The sequence below is a fragment of the Microbacterium sp. NPDC008134 genome (assembly GCF_042957055.1).
GTDB lineage: Bacteria > Actinomycetota > Actinomycetes > Actinomycetales > Microbacteriaceae > Microbacterium.
In genome coordinates this window covers 127555-152477 of record NZ_JBIBHO010000004.1, presented here as the reverse complement: position 1 = coordinate 152477, position 24923 = coordinate 127555, and the positions used below count along the sequence as shown (strand labels likewise).

The 24923-nt window shown below is 69.2% G+C and carries 28 protein-coding genes; 13 read left to right on the top strand and 15 right to left on the bottom strand.

Features of this window, described 5'->3' with window-relative positions:
• Positions 1-94: 94 nt before the first annotated feature.
• The 3 genes from ACFY9N_RS16215 to ACFY9N_RS16205 form a co-directional block, all read right to left on the bottom strand.
• Complete coding sequence (locus tag ACFY9N_RS16215) at positions 95-514, bottom strand: RbsD/FucU family protein (protein WP_391479897.1); 420 nt, start codon at positions 512-514, stop codon at positions 95-97.
• A 70-nt stretch (positions 515-584) separates the two neighbouring features.
• Positions 585-1559 carry an aldo/keto reductase gene (locus tag ACFY9N_RS16210; protein ID WP_391479895.1) on the bottom strand — a complete coding sequence of 325 codons (975 nt, stop codon included), beginning with the start codon at positions 1557-1559 and terminating at the stop codon, positions 585-587.
• Positions 1546-2841, bottom strand: coding sequence for an L-fuconate dehydratase (locus tag ACFY9N_RS16205; RefSeq protein WP_391479894.1), 1296 nt, complete (start codon positions 2839-2841; stop codon positions 1546-1548). Before ACFY9N_RS16205 ends, ACFY9N_RS16210 begins: the two co-directional genes overlap by 14 nt.
• Before the next feature lie 124 nt (positions 2842-2965).
• Between ACFY9N_RS16205 and ACFY9N_RS16200 the strand changes: the two genes are divergently transcribed.
• Positions 2966-3826: a fumarylacetoacetate hydrolase family protein gene (locus ACFY9N_RS16200; RefSeq protein ID WP_391479893.1), complete on the top strand. Its 861-nt coding sequence runs from the start codon at positions 2966-2968 to the stop codon at positions 3824-3826.
• Positions 3823-4575 carry an SDR family NAD(P)-dependent oxidoreductase gene (locus ACFY9N_RS16195; protein WP_391479892.1) on the top strand — a complete coding sequence of 251 codons (753 nt, stop codon included), beginning with the start codon at positions 3823-3825 and terminating at the stop codon, positions 4573-4575. The genes ACFY9N_RS16200 and ACFY9N_RS16195 overlap by 4 nt, the downstream gene beginning before the upstream one ends.
• A gap of 102 nt (positions 4576-4677) precedes the next feature.
• On the opposite strand, the gene ACFY9N_RS16190 is transcribed toward ACFY9N_RS16195, so the two are convergent.
• The 7 genes from ACFY9N_RS16190 to ACFY9N_RS16160 form a co-directional block, all read right to left on the bottom strand.
• Positions 4678-5148 carry a hypothetical protein gene (locus tag ACFY9N_RS16190; RefSeq protein WP_391479890.1) on the bottom strand — a complete coding sequence of 157 codons (471 nt, stop codon included), beginning with the start codon at positions 5146-5148 and terminating at the stop codon, positions 4678-4680.
• A gap of 4 nt (positions 5149-5152) precedes the next feature.
• The gene (locus tag ACFY9N_RS16185; RefSeq protein ID WP_391479889.1) at positions 5153-5581 is read right to left on the bottom strand and encodes a hypothetical protein; all 429 of its coding nucleotides are present in this window, start codon (positions 5579-5581) and stop codon (positions 5153-5155) included.
• An 89-nt stretch (positions 5582-5670) separates the two neighbouring features.
• A complete protein-coding gene (locus tag ACFY9N_RS16180; protein ID WP_391479887.1) occupies positions 5671-6030 on the bottom strand; it encodes a hypothetical protein in 360 nt (119 codons plus the stop codon).
• 79 nt (positions 6031-6109) lie between these two features.
• Positions 6110-6580 carry a hypothetical protein gene (locus ACFY9N_RS16175; RefSeq protein ID WP_391479885.1) on the bottom strand — a complete coding sequence of 157 codons (471 nt, stop codon included), beginning with the start codon at positions 6578-6580 and terminating at the stop codon, positions 6110-6112.
• Positions 6581-6600: 20 nt separating this feature from the next.
• Complete coding sequence (locus ACFY9N_RS16170; protein WP_391479884.1) at positions 6601-8214, bottom strand: alpha/beta hydrolase; 1614 nt, start codon at positions 8212-8214, stop codon at positions 6601-6603.
• 350 nt (positions 8215-8564) lie between these two features.
• Entirely contained in the window at positions 8565-8933 is a 369-nt protein-coding gene (locus ACFY9N_RS16165; RefSeq protein ID WP_391479883.1) for a DUF6507 family protein, read from the bottom strand.
• A gap of 119 nt (positions 8934-9052) precedes the next feature.
• Complete coding sequence (locus ACFY9N_RS16160; protein WP_391479881.1) at positions 9053-10015, bottom strand: amidohydrolase family protein; 963 nt, start codon at positions 10013-10015, stop codon at positions 9053-9055.
• 47 nt (positions 10016-10062) lie between these two features.
• On the opposite strand from ACFY9N_RS16160, the gene ACFY9N_RS16155 reads away from it, so the two are divergent.
• Positions 10063-10740, top strand: coding sequence for a FadR/GntR family transcriptional regulator (locus ACFY9N_RS16155; RefSeq protein ID WP_391479880.1), 678 nt, complete (start codon positions 10063-10065; stop codon positions 10738-10740).
• 107 nt (positions 10741-10847) lie between these two features.
• On the opposite strand, the gene ACFY9N_RS16150 is transcribed toward ACFY9N_RS16155, so the two are convergent.
• Positions 10848-11510 (bottom strand): transaldolase family protein, encoded by a 663-nt coding sequence (locus ACFY9N_RS16150; RefSeq protein ID WP_391479878.1) that lies wholly within the window; start codon positions 11508-11510, stop codon positions 10848-10850.
• Between the two features lie 121 nt (positions 11511-11631).
• Between ACFY9N_RS16150 and ACFY9N_RS16145 the strand changes: the two genes are divergently transcribed.
• From ACFY9N_RS16145 to ACFY9N_RS16115, 7 genes are all read left to right on the top strand, one after another.
• Positions 11632-12591, top strand: a complete 960-nt coding sequence (locus ACFY9N_RS16145; protein WP_391479877.1) for a ribokinase — start codon at positions 11632-11634, stop codon at positions 12589-12591.
• A 32-nt stretch (positions 12592-12623) separates the two neighbouring features.
• Positions 12624-13028, top strand: a complete 405-nt coding sequence (gene rbsD, locus ACFY9N_RS16140) for a D-ribose pyranase (RefSeq protein ID WP_391479875.1) — start codon at positions 12624-12626, stop codon at positions 13026-13028.
• Position 13029: 1 nt separating this feature from the next.
• A complete protein-coding gene (locus ACFY9N_RS16135) occupies positions 13030-13854 on the top strand; it encodes a GntR family transcriptional regulator (protein WP_391479873.1) in 825 nt (274 codons plus the stop codon).
• Entirely contained in the window at positions 13851-14867 is a 1017-nt protein-coding gene (locus ACFY9N_RS16130) for a hypothetical protein (RefSeq protein ID WP_391479872.1), read from the top strand. The genes ACFY9N_RS16135 and ACFY9N_RS16130 overlap by 4 nt, the downstream gene beginning before the upstream one ends.
• A 19-nt stretch (positions 14868-14886) precedes the next feature.
• On the top strand, positions 14887-15954 hold the full coding sequence (locus tag ACFY9N_RS16125) for a PLP-dependent cysteine synthase family protein (RefSeq protein ID WP_391479870.1): 1068 nt from the start codon (positions 14887-14889) through the stop codon (positions 15952-15954).
• 214 nt (positions 15955-16168) lie between these two features.
• Positions 16169-16678 (top strand): glycine cleavage system protein R, encoded by a 510-nt coding sequence (locus ACFY9N_RS16120; protein WP_391479869.1) that lies wholly within the window; start codon positions 16169-16171, stop codon positions 16676-16678.
• Between the two features lie 148 nt (positions 16679-16826).
• Complete coding sequence (locus ACFY9N_RS16115; protein WP_391479868.1) at positions 16827-18032, top strand: aminotransferase class V-fold PLP-dependent enzyme; 1206 nt, start codon at positions 16827-16829, stop codon at positions 18030-18032.
• A 267-nt stretch (positions 18033-18299) separates the two neighbouring features.
• Here the strand turns inward: ACFY9N_RS16115 and ACFY9N_RS16110 are convergent, their stop codons facing one another.
• The 3 genes from ACFY9N_RS16110 to ACFY9N_RS16100 form a co-directional block, all read right to left on the bottom strand.
• Positions 18300-19313 carry an aldo/keto reductase family protein gene (locus ACFY9N_RS16110; RefSeq protein ID WP_391479867.1) on the bottom strand — a complete coding sequence of 338 codons (1014 nt, stop codon included), beginning with the start codon at positions 19311-19313 and terminating at the stop codon, positions 18300-18302.
• A 90-nt stretch (positions 19314-19403) separates the two neighbouring features.
• The gene (locus tag ACFY9N_RS16105) at positions 19404-20918 is read right to left on the bottom strand and encodes a DUF4407 domain-containing protein (RefSeq protein WP_391479865.1); all 1515 of its coding nucleotides are present in this window, start codon (positions 20916-20918) and stop codon (positions 19404-19406) included.
• A 202-nt stretch (positions 20919-21120) separates the two neighbouring features.
• The gene (locus ACFY9N_RS16100; protein ID WP_391479863.1) at positions 21121-21693 is read right to left on the bottom strand and encodes a TetR/AcrR family transcriptional regulator; all 573 of its coding nucleotides are present in this window, start codon (positions 21691-21693) and stop codon (positions 21121-21123) included.
• Between the two features lie 66 nt (positions 21694-21759).
• Here ACFY9N_RS16100 and ACFY9N_RS16095 point away from each other — a divergent pair, with 66 nt between their 5' ends.
• On the top strand, positions 21760-22386 hold the full coding sequence (locus ACFY9N_RS16095) for an NAD(P)H-dependent oxidoreductase (protein ID WP_391479862.1): 627 nt from the start codon (positions 21760-21762) through the stop codon (positions 22384-22386).
• Here ACFY9N_RS16095 and rlmN read toward each other — a convergent pair.
• Positions 22335-23636 (bottom strand): 23S rRNA (adenine(2503)-C(2))-methyltransferase RlmN, encoded by a 1302-nt coding sequence (rlmN, locus tag ACFY9N_RS16090; protein ID WP_391479861.1) that lies wholly within the window; start codon positions 23634-23636, stop codon positions 22335-22337. The genes ACFY9N_RS16095 and rlmN overlap by 52 nt on opposite strands.
• Positions 23637-23706: 70 nt before the next feature.
• Between rlmN and ACFY9N_RS16085 the strand changes: the two genes are divergently transcribed.
• Together ACFY9N_RS16085 and ACFY9N_RS16080 are read left to right on the top strand one after the other, a co-directional pair.
• Entirely contained in the window at positions 23707-24177 is a 471-nt protein-coding gene (locus tag ACFY9N_RS16085; protein WP_391479859.1) for a hypothetical protein, read from the top strand.
• Between the two features lie 75 nt (positions 24178-24252).
• Entirely contained in the window at positions 24253-24891 is a 639-nt protein-coding gene (locus tag ACFY9N_RS16080) for a bifunctional 4-hydroxy-2-oxoglutarate aldolase/2-dehydro-3-deoxy-phosphogluconate aldolase (protein ID WP_391479858.1), read from the top strand.
• The last annotated feature ends 32 nt before the right edge of the window (positions 24892-24923 follow it).

The following is a 24923-nucleotide window of genomic DNA, read 5'->3' as shown; positions in this document are numbered from 1 at the left end:
GCGTACCCAACTCAGGAAAAAACCCTGGAAAGCCGGTCGAACCGTCGTTCTGGCGCGCGAACGGTCGATTCTTCCTGAGTTAGGTACGGAGACCTCAGGCCGAGGCGTGCCCGACGACGCCCTTGCGCAGCAGCGCGTTGCCGTATTTGCGGGTCTCGCCCGTGCGCACCATCAGATACGCGGATGCCGCGACCTCGTAGTACGCGAAGCGCTCGACGAAGCGCGTGGTCTCGAGCTCGGTGCCCGCGGCGGCCATCAGCTCGCGCTGCACGTCGAGCACCTCGCCGTCGGCCGAGGTCATCAGGTCGATGCCCGGCGCATCATCGAGCGGCAGAACGGTGCGGATCGCCGCGACGACCTCGGGCGTGGTCGTTCCCGGCAGATCGATCACACGGGCGCCGAGACCCCAGGCGGGAAAGTGCGCGTCGGCGATCACGACCGCGTCCGAGTGCCCCATCCGGTCGAGGTGCAACAGCAGTTCACCGGTGAGCAGGGGATGGATGCCTTCGAGCACGGGGTTCCTTCGATCAAGAGTGGTGCGTGCCTGCGCGGTTCGGGTCCGCGCGGCCACGGGTGCGGTGGCCTCAGCCGGCGGGGATGAGCCCCTCGGCGGCCAGGTTCTGCCAGAGCTCGGCGGGGATGTCGAGCGCCGCGTATTCGGCATTCTGCTCGAGCTGCGCGGGGCGACTGCCGCCCACGACGACCGAGCGCACCTCGGCCGCCTGCAGCGGGAACTGGATCGCGGCAGCCGGCAGCGGCACGCCGTGATCGGCGCAGACCGCGGCGATGCGCACGAGGCGGTCCCACAGCTCATCGGGCAGCTGGCCGTATTCGTACCGGCCGTCGCGACGCGGCTCGCTCGCCGCCAGCAGGCCCGAGTTGAAGACGGATGCCGCGACGATCCCCGTTCCGGTCTCCCGGCAGGCGGGCAGCACGTCGCTCGCGGCCGGCTGCTCGAGGAGCGTGTAGCGGCCCGCGACCATGATGAGGTCGAGGTCGGCCGAGCGCACGGCGGCGGCCAAGGCATCCGAGACCATCGATCCGATCCCGATCGACGCCACCTGACCGTCGGCCCGCAGCTGCTCCATGGCGGGCAGCGCTTCGGCGAGCGCGAGGTCGAGGTCGAACCTTTCGGGGTCGTGCAGGTACAGCAGGTCGATGCGCTCGATGCCGAGGCGCTCGCGCGACTCGTCGAGGCTTCGACGGATGCCGTCGGCCGAGAAGTCCCACACCCTCTGCAGATCGTCGGAGACGTGGAAGTCGTTGGCCGTGTCGAGTCCGCCCGCGACGTGCTCGGGGTTGGGGCGCAGGAGCCGCCCGGCCTTCGTCGACAGCACGTACTCGTCGCGCGGCTTCGTCCGGAGGAAGGCGCCGAGGCGCCGCTCCGACAGGCCGAGGCCGTAGTGCGGGGCGGTGTCGTAGTAGCGGATGCCGCTCTCCCACGCGGCATCCAGCACCGCCCAGGCGTCGTCATCGCTCAGCGCACGGAAGAGGTTGCCGACGTTCGCCGCGCCGTAACCGAGGGCGGGGATGTCGAGCACGCGATCAGGCGACGACATGCTCGCCCGTCCACGCGTAGGTGCGGATGCTGTCGGCCTTCATCTCCATGCCCGACCCGGGTGCAGTGGGGGCCATGTACGACCCGCCCTGGATGTCGGTCGGCACGACGAAGTGCTCGTGCAGGTGGTCGACGAACTCGATCATGCGGCCTTCGCGGGTGCCGGTGACGGCGACGTAGTCGAACATCGACAGGTGCTGCACGGCCTCGCAGAGCCCGACACCGCCGGCATGCGGGCAGACCGGCACCCCGAACTTGGCGGCGAGCAGCAGGTTGGCGATGTTCTCGTTGACTCCTGCGACGCGCACCGCGTCGATCTGCATGACCGAGATCGCGTCGGCCTGCAGCAGCTGCTTGAAGATCATGCGGTTCTGGGCGTGCTCGCCGGTCGCGACCCGGATGGGGGCGACGCCGCGGGCGATCTCGGCGTGGCCGAGGATGTCGTCGGGGCTCGTCGGCTCCTCGATCCAGGCGGGGTGGAACTCGGCGAGCGCGTTCACCCACTCGATCGCCTCCGACACCTCCCAGCGCTGGTTCGCGTCGATCGCGATGGGGAAGTCGGGTCCGCACACCTCGCGGGCCTTGCGGAAGCGGCGGATGTCGTCGTCGAGGTCGGCGCCGACCTTGAGCTTGATCTGGGTGAAGCCGTCGGCCATGGCCTCGCGGGCGAGGCGCTCGAGCTTCTCGTCGGAGTAGCCGAGCCAGCCGGGGCTGGTCGTGTATCCCGGATAGCCGGTGGCGAGCAGTTCGCGCTCGCGCTCGATGCGTCCGGGCTCGGCGGCGCGGAGCATCTCGAGCGCCTCCTCGCGGGTGAGGGCGTTGGTGAGGTAGCGGAAGTCGACGAGGTCGACGAGCTCCTCCGGGGTCATGCGGGCGAGCAGCTGCCACAGCGGGAGTCCTGCGCGCTTGGCCTTGATGTCCCACAGCGCGTTGATGACGGCGCCGATCGCCATGTGCATGACGCCCTTCTCCGGGCCGAGCCAGCGCAGCTGCGAGTCGCCGATGATCTCGCGGAACGTCCCGCCCATGTCGTCGAGCAGCGGCTCGATCTCCCGTCCGACGAGGTGCCCGGCGAGCGCGTCGATCGCCGCGACCTGCACGTCGTTGCCGCGGCCGATCGTGAACACGAAGGCGTGGCCCTCGATGCCGTCCTCGGCATCCGTGCGCACGACCACGTACGCGGCCGAGTAGTCGGGGTCGGGGTTCATCGCGTCGGAGCCGTCGAGGCTGAGCGAAGTGGGGAAGCGGATGTCGGTGGTGTCGAGTGCGACGATACGGCTCACGGGTACGGTTCCTCTCGGGGCATGGAGAAATCCCATGCAATCCCTTGGAGTGTAAACATCCGATGTCTATACTGTCAACGACGACGGCCGTCGCAGGGCGGCCACCCGAAGGATCAGGAGAATCATGAAGTTCGCGCGGCTCGGCACCCCAGGTACAGAGATCCCCGTCCTCGTCGAGGGTGACCGATACCTCGACCTCCGCTCGGTGACATCCGATGTGAACGGCGATTTCCTCGAGAGCGACTTCGTCTCCCGCGTCGCCGCCGCCCGCGACGCCGGCGAGCTCCCCGAGCTCGGGGATGCCGCGACACTCCGCATCGGCGCCCCCATCGCGCGTCCCAGCGCGGTGATCTGCATCGGCATGAACTACGCCGCGCACGCGGCCGAGTCGGGCTCGGAGCCGCCCAAGATCCCGATCCTGTTCCTGAAGACCCCGAACACCGTGGTCGGCCCGAACGACACCGTCACGATCCCCCGCGGCAGCACCAAGACCGACTGGGAGGTCGAGCTCGGCATCGTCATCGGCACCCGCGCCGCGTACCTCGACTCCCCCGAGGAGTCGATGGCGCATGTCGCAGGCTTCGTGCTCGCGAACGACGTCTCGGAGCGCGACTTCCAGATGGCCGTCTCGGGCGGCCAGTGGTCGAAGGGCAAGATCGCGGCGGGCTTCAACCCGACCGGTCCGTGGCTCGTCACGCCCGACGAGGTCGACCACCACGCCCTCGGCCTGCGCAGCTTCGTCAACGGCGAGCCGCGTCAGGACTCGAACACGAGCGACATGATCTTCTCGGTCGAGCACATCGTGCACCACCTGTCGCAGTACGTGACCCTGGAGCCCGGCGACCTCATCCTCACCGGCACCCCGCAGGGCGTGGCGCTCTCGGGCAACTTCCCGTACATCGCCCCGGGCGACGTGGTCGAGGTCGAGATCGACGGCCTGGGCCACCAGCGTCAGGAGTTCGTCGCCTGGGAGGCGGCGAAGTGACCGGCGCACTCGACGGCCTGGTCGCGATCGTCACCGGCGGCGCCTCGGGCATCGGCGCAGCGATCGCCGACCGTCTGCACGCCGACGGCGCGCAGGTCGCGGTGCTCGACCGCGACACCTCGGGAGCGGATGCCCGTTTCGCGGCGTTCACCGCCGACATCTCCGACCGCCCGAGCGTCGACGCCGCGATCGCAGCGGTCGGCGAGAAGTTCGGCCGCATCGACATCGTCGTGAACAACGCCGGGATCGGCGCGACCGGCGACATCAGCGCGAACGACGACGACGAGTGGGCTCGCGTGCTGTCGATCAACGTCACCGGCATCGCCCGCGTGACCTCGGCCGCCCTGCCGTGGCTGCGCGAATCGCCGGCCGCGGCGGTGTGCAACACGGCATCCATCGCCTCCACGACCGGCCTTCCGCAGCGCGCGCTGTACACCGCGTCGAAGGGCGCGGTCTCGGCCCTCACCCGCGCGATGGCCGCCGACCACCTGCGCGAAGGCATCCGCGTCAACGCCGTCAACCCCGGCACCGCCGACACCCCCTGGGTCGGGCGACTGCTCGGCGCGGCATCCGATCCCGACGCGGAGCGCGCGGCGCTCGAAGCGCGTCAGCCGCACGGCCGGCTCGTGAGCCCGGCCGAGGTCGCGGCGGCCGTGGCCTACCTGGTCTCGCCGGCCGCCGGCTCGACGACCGGCACGTTCATCGAGGTCGACGGCGGCATGGCGCAGCTGCGCCTGCGCTCGGAGTAACGCCGCGCGTCACACGTAACGGAGGAGATCTCGCGTTGCGCAGGAGCAAATGGTTCGAATGTTCCTGCGGAACGCGAGATCTCCTCCGTTGTGTGTGCGGGGTCAGGGGCCGGAGTCGACAGGCCGGGGCGGCCACTCCTCGAGCGGGAAGCAGTCGCTTCCAACCGACAGGTATATCGGCCCGTCCTCGATCGGGTACGAGAATGCGAGCCCGAAACCATCGCCGGTCTGAGACCCCACGGAGGGAGTCTTCGAACTCGCAGCGATCATGTGAGTCGAGAATCCAACTTCCTCGAGGGCTTCACGCACCTCCGCGTACGCAACATCACGGTCCGCTGTTGCCACCCCCTTCCACGACACAGCGATCTGCTCGAGTCCCGGCGAGCAACCGATCGGCCCGATCTCGGTCACCTGATCCCATTCCGTCCCCGTCGCCGACTGCACCGCCTCCACCGCGACATCCAACTGCTCGAGACCCTTCGTCGAGTTCATGTCATTCCCTTGCTCGGCAGCGCATCCCGTCAGGACGAACCCGAGCACGGCAGCGCCAGCAGCGAGTTTGCGGATCGCCACTCGCTCAGCCCTCCTCATCCGGCCATTCCTCGAGCGGGAAGCAATCGCTGCTCACGTAGAGGTACAGCGGCCCACCTTCAGTCGGGTACGCGAAGTCGAGTCCGAAACCGTCGACCGTTTGAGACGCCACGGCAGGAGTCGTAGAGTTCGGGCCGAGAATGCGCGTCTCGAACCCGACCCCCTCCAGAGCCTCACGGACAGCCGCGTATCCCGCATCACGATCTGCCGTTGCAATGCCTTTCCAGGACGCCTTCATCCGCTCAAGACCGGGCGAGCAACCGATCGGACCGACTGCCGTCATCGGCTCCCAGTCGGCGCCTGTCGCCGACTGCACGGCCTCGGCCGCCACTCTCACTTGCTCGCGGGCCTTATCGGAGTTCATGTCATTCCCTTCTGCGTGCGCACAGCCGGTCAGCCCGAGAATCAGCACCATTGCCGCAGGCGCAAGCCATCGCGTGGCAAGGCCCCCACACCGTCCTCTCATTCGACTTCGCTCCCTCCCTCTACGAACGGCGCGAGCGCTCATTCGCCTTCGGGGAAGCAGTCGCTACTCACACTGAATCCGACCGGCCCGCCCTCAATCGGTTGCGAATAGTCAAGGCCGAAACCGTCGGCAGCCTGCGCCGACAAGACCGGGGTCGTCGTGTCCGCACCGTTGATATTGGTCGCGAATCCGGCTTCTTCAAGAGCTTCACGAACAGAGGTGTACGACGAATCGCGATCCATTGTCGGTGATCCGCTCCAACTCGTGGTCCATTGACTGTGCGTTCGAGAGCAACCGAGAAGAGTGGGTTCCACATCGACGTCCCAGTCTTGTCCGGTCGCTCCTTTGACCACATCTACAGCCGTCAACAGTTGTTCTCGTGCCTCATCGCTGGTCATCTCGCTTCTTTCTAGTGATCCGCACGCCGTCAGAACATGGACGCTGAGTAGCAGGGCGAGCACACGAACCAGCGATCGATCAGCGCTCCTCATCCGGCCATTCCTCGAGCGGGAAACAATCGCTCCCAGCGTGCAAGTACAGCGGGCCCCCTTCGATCGGGTAGGCGAAGTCCAGGCCGAATCCGTCGCCGGTCTGAGATGCGACAGTGGGAGTCCTGGAGTCCGGTCCGAGGGTCCGAGTCTCGAACCCGACGTCTTCCAGGGCCTCGCGCACCGCCGTGTACGCCGCATCACGATCTACCGTCGCCGTGGCCTTCCATGAGACGGCCATCTGCTCTGAATCGGGCGAGCAGTCGATCGGCCCCATCTCGGTCATCTGCTCCCATTCCGTTCCCGTCGCCGATTGAACCGCTTCGACGGCGAGGTTCAACTGTTCACTAGCCTTGATCGAGTTCATGTCGCTCTCTTCCCTGTGAGCGCAGCTTCCAAGCACGGGCGTCAGCATCAACATCAACGAGACGACCACGGCCGTCAACCGCGCGGCAGTCACGACCCGAGGCTTCCGGACGCTCATCGAACCTCATCCCCTCGCCCAGCTGCGATCAGAGCACCGTCCTTGATGGAATCCGAGCCTCGGCTCCAGTACCCGTCCGAACGCGGGGTCTCGTCGGCGGCATGCCCGAACACACCGTCCGAAACGAAGACGTTCGGCTCGTGTCCACTCCAGAACGAAGGATCGTTCGGATCCGCGTTGTCCACACCGACGTCCGACAGAGCTTCTCCCAGCTCTGCCATGCCTGCCTGACCCGACGCGGCTGATGCCGCCATCACGAAGCCATATGCCTGAACCTGCAATATCTCGGGTCTCGGCAGCCTCAACTGATCTCCGACCGACTTCGTCGAATACACCTCACCCGGAGGAACGCCGACGAGATCGTCCACCGTTCGCACCGCCTCCGCCACCCCGGGTGATCCGTAGAGGACCAGATGATCGACTTCGCCACCACCGTACGGACCGGCGGACAGCGCGTAGGTCGCGAGCCGCGTCGAGTATGAGTAGGCATGAATGGTCGTCTCGGCTGAGGGATTCGTCGCATCGACGCCGCCCAGGAAGCGCACCAGTGGCAGCGCCCCCTCCTGCGCGAGATCGTCACGCCCGAGGAACTCGCTCGTGAACGGATTCGCTCCCGCCGACTCGAATCCCATCCACACCACCGAAGCAGTTGCGTCGGCGTTACCGACTCGAACATGAGCGTCCTGCATGTTGATGGCATTTCCAACGAGACCTCTGATAGACACCGCGACGCTGCTGTCCATCCCGGGGAGCATCACCCCCACGTACTGTGCGGTATCGAGATCTCCCACTGAGATCGCTGCGCGCATGTCGCGCTCCCCGCCGTCGGCCGGAACCTCGAACGCGACGAGTTGCACGGCCGTCCCCTCCGGCGAGTGCGACAGCGCGCGATCCAACGCCTTCTGCGTCTGCTCGGCCGCGGCACGCTGCTCTTCGGTCGCGTCCGGGTCGTCGAGCGTCTGCCGCAGTGTCTCGCGGTTGAACTCGTCACGGTCCTTCGCCAGAAGACCGTTCAGGTTGCCGATCGTGAACGGCGCGATATCGAAGAGTTGGGCCAGCGGCCCGGTCGCCCAGCGCTCACCGCCACCGTCGGCCGGCCCTCGGGTCGATTCCGACGCCATCCCCTGCCACAGGCGTGCCGCCACCGCCGGGTCGATGAGCCCGACCGTCGCCGCGAACTCGGGGTGCGCATCGAGCCACTCCTTCGCCGCCGCCGGATCCGTCACGCTCAACTTGTTGATCCGCGCGACGGTCGCCTGTTCAATGGCGTCCTGCAGGTGCCCCGTCAAGTCGACGCTCTCGCGAGGCGCACCGGGATACGCCTGCTCGGCGAAGCCCCAGAACGTCTGGGAGACGGTCACCTTTTCTCCCCAGGCACCGAGCACCTCGTCGCCACCGCTGATCCCGGTCAGTCTCCTCGCGATCGCTTCTTCCTCGGCCTCGACGTCGCGCCGGAACGTCTCGATGTCGATCTCGAGTTGCGACTCGACCTCCCGCGCCTGCTCCTGGTTATGCAGCGCGTCCGTCCGCGATTCCCGCGCCGACGTGGTCGAGGTCGACTCCGGGTCACTACCGTACGCGGCCCAGTACTGGGCATCCGCGAGCGCCACGGCCCCATCGGCATCCGACGACTGCCTGTTCGCCTCGACGATCCGCTCGAGCAGCTGCGTGCGCCGAGTGACCAACGCGGGCAGCGCGTCGGTCGCGGCATCCACCAGTGCCTTCCGTGCCGATGCGAGTGCGGCGCCCCACTCCTGCGCTGCGCGAGAAGACGGGTCGAGCATGTAGTTCATCCCATCGGCCCCGACGACCTGGAGAACGTCCGGCAGCGTCAGCCACTGCTTGTGCGCCTCCTCCATCGCGGCGTCCAGTTTCGACTGCGCCGATGACAGGAGCGAGTCGAGGTTCTCGACGTTCGCCGGCGGAAGCACTTCGACGACCGAATCCTCGGAGATCGCCATCAGTTCTCACCTGCCGATGAGCTGTACGCCTCCGTGGGAGCGATGCCCCAGCTCTCCGCTCTGCTCTGCGCTGCGGTGGTATCGAGCGACATCTGCTCGTCGCCCGCCACCAGCGCGGCCGTGGCTTCGCTCACGGCCGAAGCGGCGGCCGCGACCTCGTGCATGATCTTCCCCGGGACGAGCGATCGATCTTCGATGAACGTCGTCCACGCGGTCTTCACGACCGTCCGTCCACCCGCCGCCAGCGCCGCTCCCGATTCGGCGGCATCGGTGATGTCGCGATGCGCCCTCTCGAAGTCGGGCCCCACGGTATCGATACTCGTCAGAAGCGCGAGCACGCCATCGGCATCCACATTCCAGTCGTCCATACGATCCCCTCGCCGCGCCCGAAGCGCCGCAGGAGAGCCTGGCACAACTCACGTCGTGAGCACGCGGGAGAGGCGCAGACCTGTGGATAACCCCTACGCCCCTTGGTTCAGGCCACGATTCAGCCCCCGAACAACCGCCCGAAGAACCCGCGTCGCGGCGCTTCCGTCGTCACCGGCCGCAGCGTGTCGAGCCCGTAGAACCGCCGCCCGTTCCCCCACAGGATCGCGTCGACGTCGTGCCCGCGCGCCTCGGCCCACTCGACCACGGTGTCGAGCCAGCGCTGCCGCGCGTGCGGCTGGTAGGTGGCCGACCCGTCTTCCGGAGCGTACGGGTCGCCCTCCTCGGCCGGTCCGATCGACGACACCGGCCAGTCGCTCCCCCACATCAGGCGCTCGACGCCGAAGGCATCCGCCGCCGCATCGAGGAACGGCACGAACTGCTCCGCGCTCCAGACACCGCCGGACTCGGCGGGCAGCCCCGAGAGCTTGCAGAACGCTTCCGGATGCTTCGCCACCTCTTCGATGTCGCGCGCCCATTCCGCGGACGGCGAGAGCGGGGCGTCCGCCGTGCCCACGGCCGGCTTGCCGAGGTGGTCGAGCACCATCCGCAGTTCCGGCACGGCACCGGCGAGGCGGGCGATATCGGGCAGTTGCGCCGCGCGCACGCACACGTCGAACGTCCACCCGCGGGCGGCGACCTCGCGCGCGCCGGTCACGAAGGCGCTCGACACGGCAAGGCCGTCGGGGTCGTTCTGCAGGTTGTGTCGCACGCCGACGACCAGCGGATGCGTCGCCAGCTCTTCGAGGTGCGTCACCGTGTCGACGCCGCGGTGCAGCTGCGCACCGGCGACGATGCCGACGACGCCGACCCGCGCGGCGAGCGACTGCACCCACCGCACCTCTCCGACGTAATCGGACTCCGCCGTCTCGGCCTGGACGAACACCGCCTCGAGGCGATCGACGTCGAGTGGGTCGTGCTCCAGCTCGATCTCGGCGAAGCGGTAGGCGTACGGCCCCTCCAGCCAGGTGTAGGTGAGGACTTCTTCGTCCCACATGTGCAGGTGCGTATCGAGGACTCGCATACGCCCATCCTGCCTCAGACATCGGATCACTGGCTAGGATGACGGCCATGGCAGTCACCGATGAGGCGATCGAGAAGATCAAGGCGATGATCGTGTCGGGCGAACTGTCGCCCGGTGATCGGCTTCCCCCCGAGAAGGAGCTGTCGGAGCGCTTGGGCCTGTCACGCAACTCGATGCGCGAGGCGGTGAAGGCCCTCGAGGTCATCCGCGTGCTCGACGTGCGCCGCGGAGACGGCACCTACGTCACGAGCCTCGAACCGCACTTGCTGCTCGAGGCGATCTCGTTCGTCGTCGACATGCACGACGACGATTCGATGCTCGAGATCTTCGCGGTGCGGCGGATGCTGGAGTCCCAGGCCACCGGCCTCGCGGCGACCCTCGGCGACGACGAGCAGGTCGCGGCGCTCGTCGAGGAGGTCGAGCGCGTCGACGCCTCGGTCACGATCGAGGAACTCGTCGAGCACGACATCCGCTTCCACCGCGAGATCGTGGGCATGGCCGGGAACGCGTACCTCGCGAGCCTGATCGAGCACCTCAGCAGTCAGACCGTGCGCGCCCGCGTGTGGCGCGGACTCACCGAGGGCGGCGCGGTCGAGCGCACCCTCTCGGAGCACCGCGCGATCGCCGACGCGATCGCCCAGCACGACCCCGCACTCGCCACCTCGCTCGCCACGGCCCACATCGCGGGCGTGGAGCGGTGGCTGCGCCAGGCCGCCTCGGCCTAGGCATCCGTCTCGGGGGTGGGTGCTTCGACAGGCTCAGCAACCCAGAGTCACGGGCTCACACGAACTGGGTCCCTGAGCCTGTCGAAGGGCCCCGCCCTGTCGAACCCCTACGCCCCGAGGCGCACCATGGCGGCGTCGAACTCGGCCGCCGAGCTGTCGCTGACCTCGTGGAAGAGCGCCTGCTCGATCACGTCGGGCGCGGCGGTGAAGTAGGGCACTCCGGCGAGGCGCAGCCCGACGATGTCGTCAGCCGTGCGCAGCGACGCGGCGAGCACGTTCGACCCGCTGCCCTCGCAGACCTCCTGCATGCGCGCGATCACGGCGTCGCCGTCGATGCCGGCATCCCGCATGCGTCCGAGGTACGGCGCGATGTACTGTGCACCGATGCTCGCGCACGCGAGCGCCTGGGCGACGGAATAGACGGCCGTCACGAGCACGGTGGCGCCGTCGGCGACGAGGGCGGATGCCGCGGCGAAACCGTCGGCGGTCGCCGGCACCTTCACGGCGACGCGCGGTCCGAGTTCACGGATGCGCTCGGCGTTGCGCAGGAACGACGCGGTGTCGCCGCCCCAGGTCTGGAAGAAGATCTCGGCAGCGCCCTCGGACTCCCATCGGGCGTAGAGCTCGGGGATCTCGGCGGCGGTGCGCCCGCCCCGCTCGAGGATCGTCGGGTTGGTGGTGACGCCGTGCACGACGCCCGCGGCGAGGAGCCGGGACACCCGGTCGACGTCGGCGCTGTCGACGTACAGGCGGGGGGCGATCACGGTCATCGGGACTCCTCGGGGACAACCTGTCGTTACAGGTTCGGTTTCGGCTAATGTAATGACAGGCGCAGGGCGATGTCAAAGCCCCGGCCGACGTACATCGCCGTCGAAGACGACCAGGAGCGACATGGCCACCGCACACCCCGAAGACCGTTCCGGCGTCGTGATCGTCGGCAGCGTGACCGCCGACGTGACCACCTTCTCGCAGCGCCTCCCCGCGCGCGGCGAGACGATACTCGGCGATCAGTTCACGCTCATGCTCGGCGGCAAGGGCGCCAACCAGGCCGTCGCCGCCGGCCGCTCGGGCGCCCGCACCAGCTTCGTCGGCTGCGTGGGCGACGATCTCTTCCACGACCTCGTCGTCGACGGGCTGAGTGACGCAGGCGTCGACCTCGCGCACCTGCGCACCGTGCCCGGCCCGACCGGCATCGCGCATATCCGCGTCGACGCCTCCGCGCAGAACGACATCGTGATGGTGCCGCTCGCGAACGCCTCTCTCAACACCGAGCAGATCGACGCGGCACTCGCCGCCCTCGCGCCCACGACCTCGGTGCTGCTCACCCAGCTCGAGACGCCGTCGGCGCTCACCGCGCACATCACGGGGCGCGGGCGCGAGCACGGCATGACCGTCATCCTCGACCCGGCGCCCGCGGCGACCCTGCCGGTCGAGGTCTGGGCCAATATCGACATCGTCACGCCGAACGAGACCGAAGCGACGCTCATCAGCGGCATCGAGGTGACGGATGCCGAATCCGCCGAGCGCGCCGGACGCTGGTTCCTCGACCAGGGCGTCGGCGCCGCGGTCATCACGCTCGCGGGACAGGGATCGTGCGTGGTCACCGCCGAGGGAGCATCCGTCATTCCCCCGTTCCCCGTCACCGCCGTCGACACGACCGCCGCCGGCGACGCCTACGCCGGCTATCTCGGCGCCGCGCTCGCGAACGGCAGCAGCCTCGCCGACGCCGTGCGCCTGGCGACGGCCGCAGGTGCCCTCACCGTCACGAAGCAGGGAGCCTCACCGAGCCTGCCCCTGCGCGCCGACGTCGACGCGTTCCTCGCGGAGCGCGAATCCGCCCCCGTCGGCTGACCGCCGACCACTTCTCAGAGACCGGAGCCGCCATGCGCAAGACCGCGACCACGATCAACCCCGCACTGTCGCGGGTCATCAGCGAGACCGGGCACACCGACCTGATCGTCGTGACCGACGCGGGTCTGCCGATCCCGCCCGGGTCGGAGCGCATCGATCTCGCCTACCGTCCGGGAGCCCCGGAGTTCTTCGACGTGCTCGACACCGTGCTCGCCGAGCTCGTCGTCGAGGGCGCGACGGTCTCGGCCGAGGTCGCCGAGAAGAGCCCCGAGGTGCTCGAGGCGCTGCGCGAACGCTTCGCCGGCATGGACTTCGAGATCGAGCTCGTGCCGCACGTCGACTTCAAGAAGCTCACCCACGGAGCACGCGCGTTCGTGCGCTCCGGCGAGTTCACCCCGTACGCGAATGTGATCCTGCACGCGGGCGTGGCGTACTAACATGTCCGCCGTGCTTCCCGATGCGATCGATCGCCATTCCGCCGCGCCCATGTACGACCAGCTGCGGCAGCTGATCATCGACGGCATCGCGCGCGATGGTCTGCAGCCGGGCGATCCGCTCCCGGGCGAGCACGGGCTCTGCGAACGCTACGGGGTCTCGCGCACGGTCGTGCGGCAGGCGCTCGCTCAGTTGGAGCACGAGGGACTCGTCGAGCGAGTGAAGGGCAAGGGCACGTTCGTCTCGCGCCCGCGCACGGCGGAGAGTCTGGTGCACACGCTCGTGGGTCTGTACGACGACGTCGAGCGCCGCGGCGGGCACGTGCACAGCGACGTGCTGCGCCACGAGTTCACCTTCGCCGACGAGGAGATCGCGGCGGCCCTCGAGATCCCCGTCGGGTCGCGGGTCGTGGTGCTCGAGCGCCTGCGGCACGTCGACGACGAGCCCTGGTCGCTGTCGACCACGTGGATGCCGGATGCCGTAGGCGCCGTCACCCTGGGCGTCGATCTGTCGGACTCCTCGCTGTACCGGGCCCTCGCCGAGAACGGCATCGTCGCCACCCGCGGAGTCCGCTCGGCCGAGGCCACGGTCGCGACGCACGATCAGGCCGGCCACCTCGGCGTCAGCGCCGGATCCGCGCTGTTGCGTCTGCGCAGCGTGAGCCGCACCGACGACGACACCCCGATCGAGTACTTCATCGCCTATCACCGTGGCGACCGCTCGCGCTTCGAGTTCCAACTGCAGCAGGAGCAGTCGCAGGCCTCCCTCCTGCACGTCGACGGACGCGGGGGGATGACCCTCGCCGGCAGCACGCGGGTCCAGCCGTGACGGGCGACGACCGGGCACCCGAGTCCGATTCGGGAGCGGATGCCGACGCGGTCGTCGCACCGGAGCCACCCACGTCCGCCTCTCCCCCGCCGCCCGCGCAGCCGCCGTTGGCTCCGCCGGTGGGAGCGGATGCCGCGGGCTCGGCATTCCCGCCCGGCGCACCGCTGCCGCCCGGTCACCGCCCCACCTACCAGCCGCCCGCGAGCTACCGACCGACGCCCGCCTACCGACCGGCACCCGCGTATCAGGCACCGCCCGCGCGCCCCGGTGCTCCGGCGTATCAGCCGCCCGCTTCTGCACCTGTTCCGGCATCCGCCCCGCCATCCACTCCGGCTCCGACATCCGCCCCGCCGACGCATCCGTCGACCACGACGTACCCGCCGCAGCATCCGGCGGGCGCGGGCGCCACGGGCGCCTCCCCCGCGAGCGGCTACCCCATCGCACCGGCATACGGCGCGACGGCCGCCACTCCCCCGGCACCCCGGCGCGGCACGCTGCCGATCCTGCTCATCGCTCTCGTGGTGATCGGGGTCCTCGTCGCGGTCGTGTTCGGCGTCGTCTCCGCGAACAGCGGCAACAGCGCCGATCCGGCACCGGCATCCGATTCCGACGACTCGGGTCAGGCGGCACCCGATCCGGGCGGCACCGACGCCGAGCCCGCGGACCCCGACGACGCACCGAGCCTGCCGAACACGGGCGGCTCGGCCGAGGCCACGCTGCAGAACAAGATCGACGAGTACAAGGCCGCGCGTACCGACGGGTCGCTGTGGGAGAAGATCCCCGACACCGAGTTCAACCGCACCGCGGTCAGCGCCTACCTCTACCTCATGACCGACATGAAGCTCGCGGCATCGTTCGGCGCCGACACCTCGGAGTACCTGAAGCGCGCCGCGGAGCTCGAGCAGCTGCTGCTGTCGGAGCAACCCCTCGGCTCCGACATCGAGATTCGGATGTCGGATCGCACCTTCACCTATGACGGCACCACCGGCGAAGGCGGCTACACCGACAACTGACCCCGGGTACGCTCGAACGGTGGATTCCTGGACCAGCAACGCGATCGCTCTGCTGGAGGCCGACGCCAACCGCAGCGCCGACACCCATCTGCACGTCTTCCCGCTGCCCGCCGAATGGGGCATCGATCTGTACCTGAAGGACGAGTCGGTGCATCCGACCGGCTCCCTCAAGCACCGCCTCGCGCGCTCGCTGATCCTCTACGGACTCGTGAACGGACTCATCCGTCACGACACGACGCTCGTCGAGTCGTCGAGCGGGTCGACCGCGGTCTCCGAGGCCTATTTCGCCCGGATGCTCGGGCTCCCGTTCGTGACGGTCGTACCGCGCTCGACCGTGCAGGAGAAGATCGACCTCATCGAGTTCTACGGCGGCACCTGCCACTTCGTCGATCGCGCCGAAGACATGTCCGACGAGGCCCGCCGCCTCGCCGCCGACTGCCACGGCCACTACCTCGACCAGTTCACCTACGCCGAGCGTGCGACCGACTGGCGGGGCAACAACAACATCGCCGAGAGCGTGTTCAGTCAGTTGTCGCAGGAGCGGCATCCGATCCCCCGCTGGATCGTCGTCGGCGCCGGGACCGGCGGCACGAGCGCGACCTTCGGCCGATACGTACGCTACCGACGGCACGCGACCGAGATCGCGGTCGTCGACCCCGAGGGCTCGGCCTTCTACGACGGTTGGGCCGGGACTCCGGATGCTCCCGCCGGACGCCCGAGCCGTATCGAGGGCATCGGACGCCCCCGCGTCGAGCCCTCGTTCGTGCCGAGTGTGATCGACGAGATGATCCGAGTGCCCGACGCCGGGTCGATCGCGGCGATCCGTCTGCTGCGCGAGCGCACCCTGCACTGGGCGGGCGGATCGACAGGCACGAATCTCTACGGGGCTTTCGAGCTGATCGCCCGCATGCGTGCGGCGGGCGAGACCGGCAGCGTGGTGACCCTGATCTGCGACAGCGGCGTGCGGTACGCCGGCACCTATTACTCCGACGAGTGGGTCGCGGCGCAGGGCTGGGACCTCGCCCCGCACCGCGCCCGCCTCGACGGCTTCCTCGACACCGGCGCCTGGGCCGACCTCTCGAGCTGAGCGCCCTTCGTCTCGTCGCTGCGCTCCTCGCTCAGGGACCGTTGCCAGACCCCGGTTCCTGAGCGAGCGCAGCGAGACGAAGGGCCGAGCACCCGTACCCAACTCAGGAAAATCGTGCCGAAGACGGCCGATTCGGGCAGTTTCGGGCACCCCGGCATCCGTTCTTCCTGAGTTAGGTCCGGGCCCGTCCTGCGCCCCGGACTACGCTGACGCCATGACTACTCTGATCCTCACCGTCGCGGGTGCAGACCGTCCGGGCCTCGTCGCCGCCGTCGCCGATGCCGTCGACGCCCACGGGGGCAACTGGGAGAACAGCCGCCTCGCCGAGCTCGCCGGCACCTTCGCCGGGGTGATCGAGGTCTCGGTCGCCGCCGACCGGGTCGCCGAGCTGCAGGCAGCACTGCGCGCCCTGACCGGACTGCTCACGGTCACGATCCACACCGGATCGGATGCCGCTGCCCACCGCGACGCGAACTCGATCTCGCTCTCGGTGCTGGGCAACGACCGCGCGGGCATCGTGCACGAGATCTCCGGAGTGCTGAGCTCCCATGCCCTCAGCATCACGCGCATCGACACCGAGACGCGCGACGCCGCCATGGCCGGTGGGCGCCTGTTCGAATCGACGGTCACGGCGACGGTTCCGGCATCCGCTGATCTCGATGCCCTGCGCACCGATCTCGAGAAGCTGGCGACCGAGATCCAGGTCGACATCACGCTCGCCTGACGCTCACCCGCACCCCCTGCCGAGCCACCCCCTTCTGCACGAGCCACCCCTTTCCGGCGGGGACGCAGCGGGGTGGATCGCGCAGAACGGGGTGGGTCGGCGAAGCAGACGTCGGGCGAGAACAGACAGAATGTGGAGGATGAGCGCGATGACGGCCTTTCCCGAGCCCGTGGCGCTGCGGTCGTTCGCGCGGGCGCGCGACGCGTGGCCCCTCGATCCCGCGACCGTGCACCTCAATCACGGATCGTTCGGCGCCCCGCCGACCGCCGTGATCGCGCACCAGGATGCCCTGCGCCGCCACGGCGACCGCAACCCGGTCGCCTGGTTCCCGACGCTCGGTGATCGCACGCGCGAAGCCCGCGAACGCACCGCGCCGTTCGTCGGCGCACGCCCCGATGACGCGGTGTTCGTACCGAACGCCTCGGCCGCGGCCACCGTGGTCTACAACGCGATGCACCTGGAGCCCGGCGACGAGATCATCGTCACCGACCATGGTTACGGCGCGGTGACGATGGGCGCCGAGCGACTCGCACGCCGGACCGGAGCGACGATCCGCACGGTGGCGATCCCCCTGCTCGCCTCCGACGATGAGGTCGTCGACCGCTTCGCGGCCGAGATCGGCGAACGCACGCGCCTCGTGGTCGTGGATCAGATCACCTCGCCGACCGCGCGACTGATGCCGACGCGCCGCATCGCCGATGTCGCGGCCCATCACGGCGCGCGCACGCTGGTCGACGGCGCGCACGCGCCGGGCCTGGTCCCGGATGCCGCTGCCGTGGCGGGTGGAACGTGGTGGTTCGGCAACCTGCACAAGTGGCCGTGCGCACCCCGCGGCTCGGCCCTGCTGGTCACGACCGCCGCCGACCGCGACGACCTCTGGCCGCTGATCGACTCATGGAACGCGCACGATCCGTTCCCTTCGCGCTTCGATTACCAGGGCACGATCGACGCGACGGGGTACCTCGCGACGCCCACCGCCATCGAGTTCGTCGAGAACGAGATCGGCTGGGAGCGCACGCGCGCGGTCATGACCGAGATGGCGGATGCCGGGGCTGAGGCGATCGCGGCGGCGTTCCGTCCCTTCACCGAGGTCGAGCCGCTGACCCCCGTGCCGTCACCGGTGCCGTCGATGCGCCTGATCCGGTTGCCGGACGGGCTCGGATCGACACGGGAGGCGGCGGATGCCCTGCGCGCCGAGATCCTTCCCGCAACCGGCATCGAGACGGCCTTCACGAGCTTCGGTGGCGCGGGGTTCGTGCGGCTCTCGGTGCATCTCTACACCGAGGCATCCGACATCGAGCGATTCGTCGACGTCGCGGTGCCGTGGCTCGTGGCGCGCGCCGACATCCGCTGACCGCCGGCACCCAGTCACCGCCGGCATCCGCCGACTCTTGAGCTGCGCGTCGCTCCTGCCCACCGAGCGGATGCCGAGACCCATCACCCCCGTCGAGACCCACCGTCCGCGACGTCGGAACCGGTGGGTTTCGACGCGCGTGGTGGGTCTCGGCGCCATCCCGCGACGCCACCACCCCACAACGCACACCAACGCACACGCACACACGCACGAGGCCCCCTGCCGCGGCGTGCGGCAGGGGGCCTCGTCTGCGTCAGACGCGGATGCTCAGACCAGGCGGGTCTTCGGCGAGGTCGAGTACGTGTGCTCGGCGTCGCGGTTGACGGTGTCGCCGAGGGCGGTGTCGATCGCAGCCAGGGTGTCGGCGTCGAGCTTCACTCCGGACGCCTTGACCGTGTCGGCGAGTTGCTCGGGACGGGATGCCCCGACCAGGGCCGCGGCGACGTTCGGGTTCTGCAGCACCCACGCGATCGCGAGCTGCGGCATCGTGAGCCCCGCCTCTTCGGCGATCGGCTTGAGGCGCTGGACGGCGGTGAGGATGTCATCCTGCAGGAAGTTCTTGATGAAGTCGGCGCCGCTGTGCGGGTCGGTCGCGCGCGAGCCCTCGGGCACCGGCTGACCGGGCAGGTACTTGCCGCTCAGCACGCCCTGGGCCATCGGCGACCAGACGATCTGCGAGATGCCGAGTTCTTCGGATGCCGGCACGACCTTGCCCTCGATCACGCGCCACAGCATCGAGTACTGGGGCTGGTTCGAGATGAGCTGGATGCCGAGCTGCTTCGCGAGAGCGTGGCCCTCGCGCAGCTGCTCGGCCGTCCACTCCGAGACGCCGATGTAGAGCGCCTTGCCCTGGCGGACGATGTCGGCGAAAGCCTGGAACGTCTCTTCGAGCGGGGTCTCGTAGTCGAAGCGGTGCGCCTGGTAGAGGTCGACGTAGTCGGTGCCGAGGCGCGTCAGCGAGCCGTTGATCGACTCCATGATGTGCTTGCGGCTGAGCCCGGTGTCGTTCGGGCCCTTCGCGCCGGTCGGGAAGTAGACCTTGGTGAAGATCTCGAGACCCTCGCGGCGCTGACCCTCGAGGGCCTTTCCGAGCACGACCTCGGCCGCGGTGTTGGCGTAGGTGTCGGCGGTGTCGAACGTGGTGATGCCTGCGTCGAGCGCCGCGTGCACCGTCTTGACGGCGGCGTCGTCGCCGACCTGAGAGGCGTGGGTGACCCAGTTGCCGTAGGTGATCTCAGAGACCTTGAGACCGCTGTTGCCGAGATAGCGATAGTTGACCATAGGTCTAACGCTAGCGCCGGTCGCCGACACTGCGGGCCGGATTCCGTGACCGGTCTCAGAAGTTCACGTCCGGTCGGCGGCGCAGAAGCCTCAGCTCGTGCGCGCCGCCGTCTGGGTCACCGCGGCCGACTGCGTCTGCACGACTTCGGCGCGATCGCGGAAGCCCTCGGCCGTGACCTTGTCGAGCGCGACCTGCTTGCGGATCGCGGCGGCCTTCTCGTACAGCGACGGTTCACCGTACGAGGTGAGCACCTTCACCAGCACGGGCAGCAGCTCGATCATGAAGAACAGCGCGGCGATGAGGATGTGCGCCCAGAGGATCGCGGGCTCCTTCTCGCTCAGGCGATTCAGGCCGCTGATCTGGCTGAGCAGGCCCGTGGCTCCCGCGTTGCCCTGCGCCACGGCATCCGCTCGGGCGTTGTAGGCGGCCAACGCCTGGTCGTAGGTGTTGCGCGCGGCGGGGAGCTGATCCTGTGCGGTCTGACGGTTCGTCGCCTCGGAGGTCGAGGTGTTCTCCTTCGCGGCGGTGCCGGCCGTCGCCAACTCCTCGTTCGCGACACGGAGCTGCTCGGCGAGCCCGTCGTAGGTCTGCTGCGCCTGGGCGAGCTGCGCCTGGGCCGCATCGGAGCTCGCGCCCTCGCCGTTCACGCCGGTGCAGCCGCGCACGGTGCCCGCGCCCTCGCCGGTGAGCTCGCACTGGTAGAGCGCGCGGGCCTGGTCGATCACGGTCTGCTGATCGGCGAGCTTGGTCGTGAGGTCGTCGACCGTCGTCTGGGCGGCGGATTCGGATGCCGACGACGAATCCGTTCCCGCCACGATGCCTGTCGCCGCCTGGTTCTCGAGCTCGGCGACCTTCGCGGTCGCGGCGTCGAGGGCGATCTTCTCGGGGCCCGACTCGAGTGCTTCCTGATCGGTCTGCGACTGCGTGATGTTGGTCGATGCGACCTCACGCGCGATGTCATTGTGGAACACCTGCAGCACGAGCGGCTCGGCCACCACGAATCCGATGATCGCGGCCATGATCACTCGCGGGATCGCGAGGCCGATGAGGCGCCAGACGTTCTTCGTCGACGCCATGGTCGAGGTGAGGAAGCGGTCGAGGTTGAAGATGATGAGCGCCCACACGATCGCGAGCGGCACGGCCAGCCAGATCGCCGCCTGCACTCCGGTCGTCAGAGCGAAGAGCATCGAGATCGCCGAGACCAGGGCGGTGCCGGCGAGCACGAAGAACATCTGCACGAAGCGGGGGGTCTCGCCGGGGACGCGGTCGAGGATCTCGCCCTCGGCACCGCCGAGGATCGCGAGCCGGCGCAGCCGCGAGCCGGGGGTGCGGGTCTTGCGCGGCTTGCGGACACGCGGCGCTCGCGGTGCGCGAGCGGGCTGGGAAGGAACGGATGCCTCGGCATCCGCCTCTGCCTGCTCGGCGGCCTGCGGACGCGGGATCTCTCGCGTCGCGGAGTCCGTCACGAAAGGCTCGTCGGCGGATCCGGTGGGCTCGTAATCGCGCAGGAAGTCGAGGTCATCGGTCGGGGCGTTCGGGTCGCCGTCGATGATGATCCGACCCTGCGAGTCGAAGCGACCCGGTCGGTGGGCGGAATAGGGCATCCCGACAATCTACGAAAGGTCGCCTGTGCGCGCGGTGGAAGAAGGCTTTGACGGCTCCCAGGTTCGGGCGTGCGCCGGCCTGCGAGTGCCGCACGCGGTACCGAGACCCACCACGCGCGTCGAAACCCACCAGCCTCGACGTCGCGGCCGGTGGGTCTCGACGGGGGCGATGGGTTTCGGCGGATCAGACGATCGCAGAGACTCAGAGCGCGGCGAAGAGCCGATCGAGGGCCGCCGCATACGCGGCGAGGGCGTCGTCGAGGCCGAAGTGCCCGGCGGCTGCGAGGGTGCCGAGGCCGTGGATGAGGCCCCACAACGCAACGACATCCGTGGGCCGATCGAGCCCGGTCGCGGCCGCCGCGTCGGCGAGCGTGCCTTCGAGCGCCTCGATCAGCGGGGCCATGGTGGCGGTGGGCGATCCGGGGACGCAGACGGTGGGGTCGTAGACCGCGTCGAAGGCATGCGGATGCTCGACGGCGAAGCGGATGTAGGCCTCACCACCCGCGGCGAGCGCGGCGCGCGGGGTCGCGGCATCCGTCGTCGCGGTCCGAACCCGGGCGAGCAGGTCGGCCATGCTGCGCTCGGCGAGTGCTTTGAGCAGACCGAGGCGATCCGAGAAGTGGTGGTACGGCGCGTTGTGGCTGACGTCGGCGGCGCGCGCGACCTCGCGGAGGCTGATGTCGGCGGCCGGCATCCGCTCCAGCAGCTGCATCGCGGCGTCTTCGAGCGCGCGCGCGAGATCGCCGTGGTGATACCCCGTCTTCGAACTTGACATGCGCAACATTGTCTCCTATCTTGACACTGTCCACCTGCTTGACACTGTCCAGATTGGAATCGACGCATGACCGCTCTCGTGATCGACGGCCACCCGCACGCCGCATCCCTCACCGCATCGCTCGCGCGGCGGTACGCCGACGGCCACGGCGATGCCCGCGTGCTCGCCCTGCGCGATCTCGACTTCGACCCGCACATGCGCTTCGGCTACCGGCAGCGCATGACGCTCGAACCCGACCTGCTCGACGCCAAGCGAGCCCTCGCCGAAGTGCAGACGATCATCGTCGCGACGCCGCTCTGGTGGGGCTCGGTGCCCGCGCTGCTCAAGGGCTTCTTCGATCGCGCGCTGCTGCCGCAGCAGGAGTACCGCTACTCGCCGCGGGGTCTGCCGATCGGCCTGCTCACCGCGCCGCACGGGCGCCTCCTGCTGCTCGCCGACACCCCCTGGTACGCAGCGCCCTTCACGGGTCTGCCGGCGCAGCGGCAAGTGGTGCGCAACACGATGCGGTTCTGCGGCATCCGCTCGGTGCGGGCGCACCGCATGCTCGGCGTCAAGAACGCCTCACCCGCGAGGATCGAGCGCTGGCTCACGGATGCCGAACGGCTGGGCGCCGCGGACGGGCGAAGGGATGCGCGGGGAACTCAGGCCATCGCGGCCGAAGCCGCTTCGTCCTCGGTCGTGGCGACGAGCTGACCACAGGCGCCGTCGATCTCCTTGCCGCGGGTGTCGCGGAGGGTCGTCGGGATGCCGGCGTCGTTGAGTCGGCGAACGAACTCGGCCGTGACGTCCTTCTCGGACGAGGTCCAGATCGAGCCCGGCGTCGGGTTCAGCGGGATGGGGTTCACGTGCACCCAGCCGCGCCCGCGCTGGTTGAGCTTCTCGGCGAGAAGGTCGGCGCGCCAGGCGTGGTCGTTCATGTCCTTGATGAGCGCGTACTCGATCGAGACGCGGCGACCGGTCTTCGCGTAGTAGTTATAGGCCGCGTCGAGGGCCTCGTCGACCTTCCAGCGGGAATTCACCGGGATGAGCTCATCGCGCAGGTGGTCGTCGGGCGCGTGCAGCGACAGCGCGAAGGTCACCGGGATGTTCTCCTCGGCGAGCTTCTTGATCGCGGGCACAAGGCCGACGGTCGAGACGGTGATGCCGCGGGCGCTCATGCCCAGCCCCTCGGGCTGCGGGGCGACCATGGTACGCACGGCATCCATCACGCGCTTGTAGTTGGCGAGCGGCTCACCCATGCCCATGAAGACGATGTTGGAGACGCGCTCCATGCTGTGGTCGTCACGGCGCTTGCCACCCAGCTCGCCGTTCGCGATCGCGCGGTTGGCGCGCACGATCTGCTCGACGATCTCGGCGGTCGACATGTTTCGGGTGAGTCCCGCCTGACCGGTGGCGCAGAACGGGCAGTTCATGCCACAGCCGGCCTGGCTCGACACGCACAGCGTGATGCGTCCCGGGTAGCGCATGAGCACCGACTCGACGAGGGCGCCGTCGTGCAGGCGCCACAGGAACTTGATCGTGTCGCCGCGGTCGGTCTCGAGTCGGCGCACCTCGGTCATGAGCGGCGGCAGCATGCCGGCGACCAGGTCGTCACGGATGCCGGCCGGCAGGTCGGTCATGTGCGCGGGGTCGGACGTGTAGTGCGTGAAGTAGTGGGTGGCGAGCTGCTTGGCGCGGAAGCCGGGGAGCCCCAACTCCTTCACCTTCTCGATGCGCTCGGCCGGCGTGAGGTCGGCGAGGTGCGCGGGCGGCTTGCCGCGCTTGGGGCTCGCGAACTGCAGCAGCGGACGCCCCTCGGCATCCTTCTGCTGGGTCCAGCCCTCGGTCGCCGGGCGCACCTGGGTCGGGCCCGTGGTGCGCACCTTGCCCTGGGCGGGTCGACCCTCGGGGGCGGACGCGGATGCTGCGGGGCGCGTCTCGCGCGTGCGGGGGTTCTCGGTCATACCTTCCAGGGTACCGGCGAGCGGGTGGGAGACGGCTGGACTGTCGGCGGCCCTGCCTAGACTGACCGGCATGGACTTCGTGTGGATCATCGGGATCATCGTCGGCGCGATCATCGTGATCGCCATCCTGGCCGCAGCCCTCCGGGGCATGCGGCCGAAGGTGCCCGAGGTCGCGGCCGGGGTTCCGGTGCCGATCGCACCCGACGTGGTCGCGAAGATCGACGACCTGGTGCGCGCCGACAGCAAGATCGCCGCGATCAAGACGCTGCGCGACCACACGGGAGAGAGCCTGCAGTCCGCGAAGCGCCGGATCGACCACTGGCACGTGGGCGCCGCCCCCGCCACGACGGCGATACCGATCCAGCCGCCGGTCTTCCACGACGTCACCTCGCTGCGCGCCTCGCTCCCGACCGAGGCTGTTGCCGAGATCGACCGCCTCGTCGCCGCCGGACAGCAGATCGCCGCGATCAAGCTGCTGCGCGAAGAGGCGGGCCTCGGGCTCAAGGAGTCGAAGGATCTGATCGACGACTGGCGGGTGTGACGCACGCGGTCGCGCGCGTTGTTATGACAAGTTGGCGTCGGCGAGAATAGAAAGACCCCCACCACAAGGAGCATGATGTCCGACCGTCTCACCCGCGCCCGTGCCACCGGAGTCCTCGCCGTGCTCCGCGCCTCCACCCCCGAGCTCGCCCTCGAAGCATCCGAGGCCATCATCCGCGGCGGGGTGACCGGTATCGAGGTCACGTTCTCGACCCCCGACGCCCCCGCCGTCATCCGCGAGCTCATCGCCCGCCACGGCGACGCCGCCTATGTCGGCGCCGGTACCGTGACCACCGCCGAGCAGGCGACGCTCGCCGCCGACGCGGGTGCGGAGTTCCTCGTGAGCCCGGGCACGCTCCCCCACCTCACCCGCTCGATGCTCGACACCGGCCGTGTCGTGATGACCGGCGCCATGACCCCGACCGAGGTCATGGGGGCGCTCGAGCTCGGCGTCGACGTCGTCAAGATCTTCCCGGCATCGCTCGGTGGGCCCTCCTACCTGGGCGCGCTGCGCGGCCCGTTCCCCGACGCTCCGCTCATGCCGACCGGTGGCGTGAACCCCGACAATCTCGCGGCCTGGTTCGCAGCCGGCGCCGTCGCCGTGGGCGCGGGTGGCGACCTCGCCAACGGAGCGTCACTCAAGGCTCAGGACTGGACCGACATCGAACAGCGCTCTGCGCGCTTCGCCGCTGCTCTCGCAGCCGTCCGCGGCTGACGCGGCTTCCGCCTTCCCGGGGCGATTTGGTA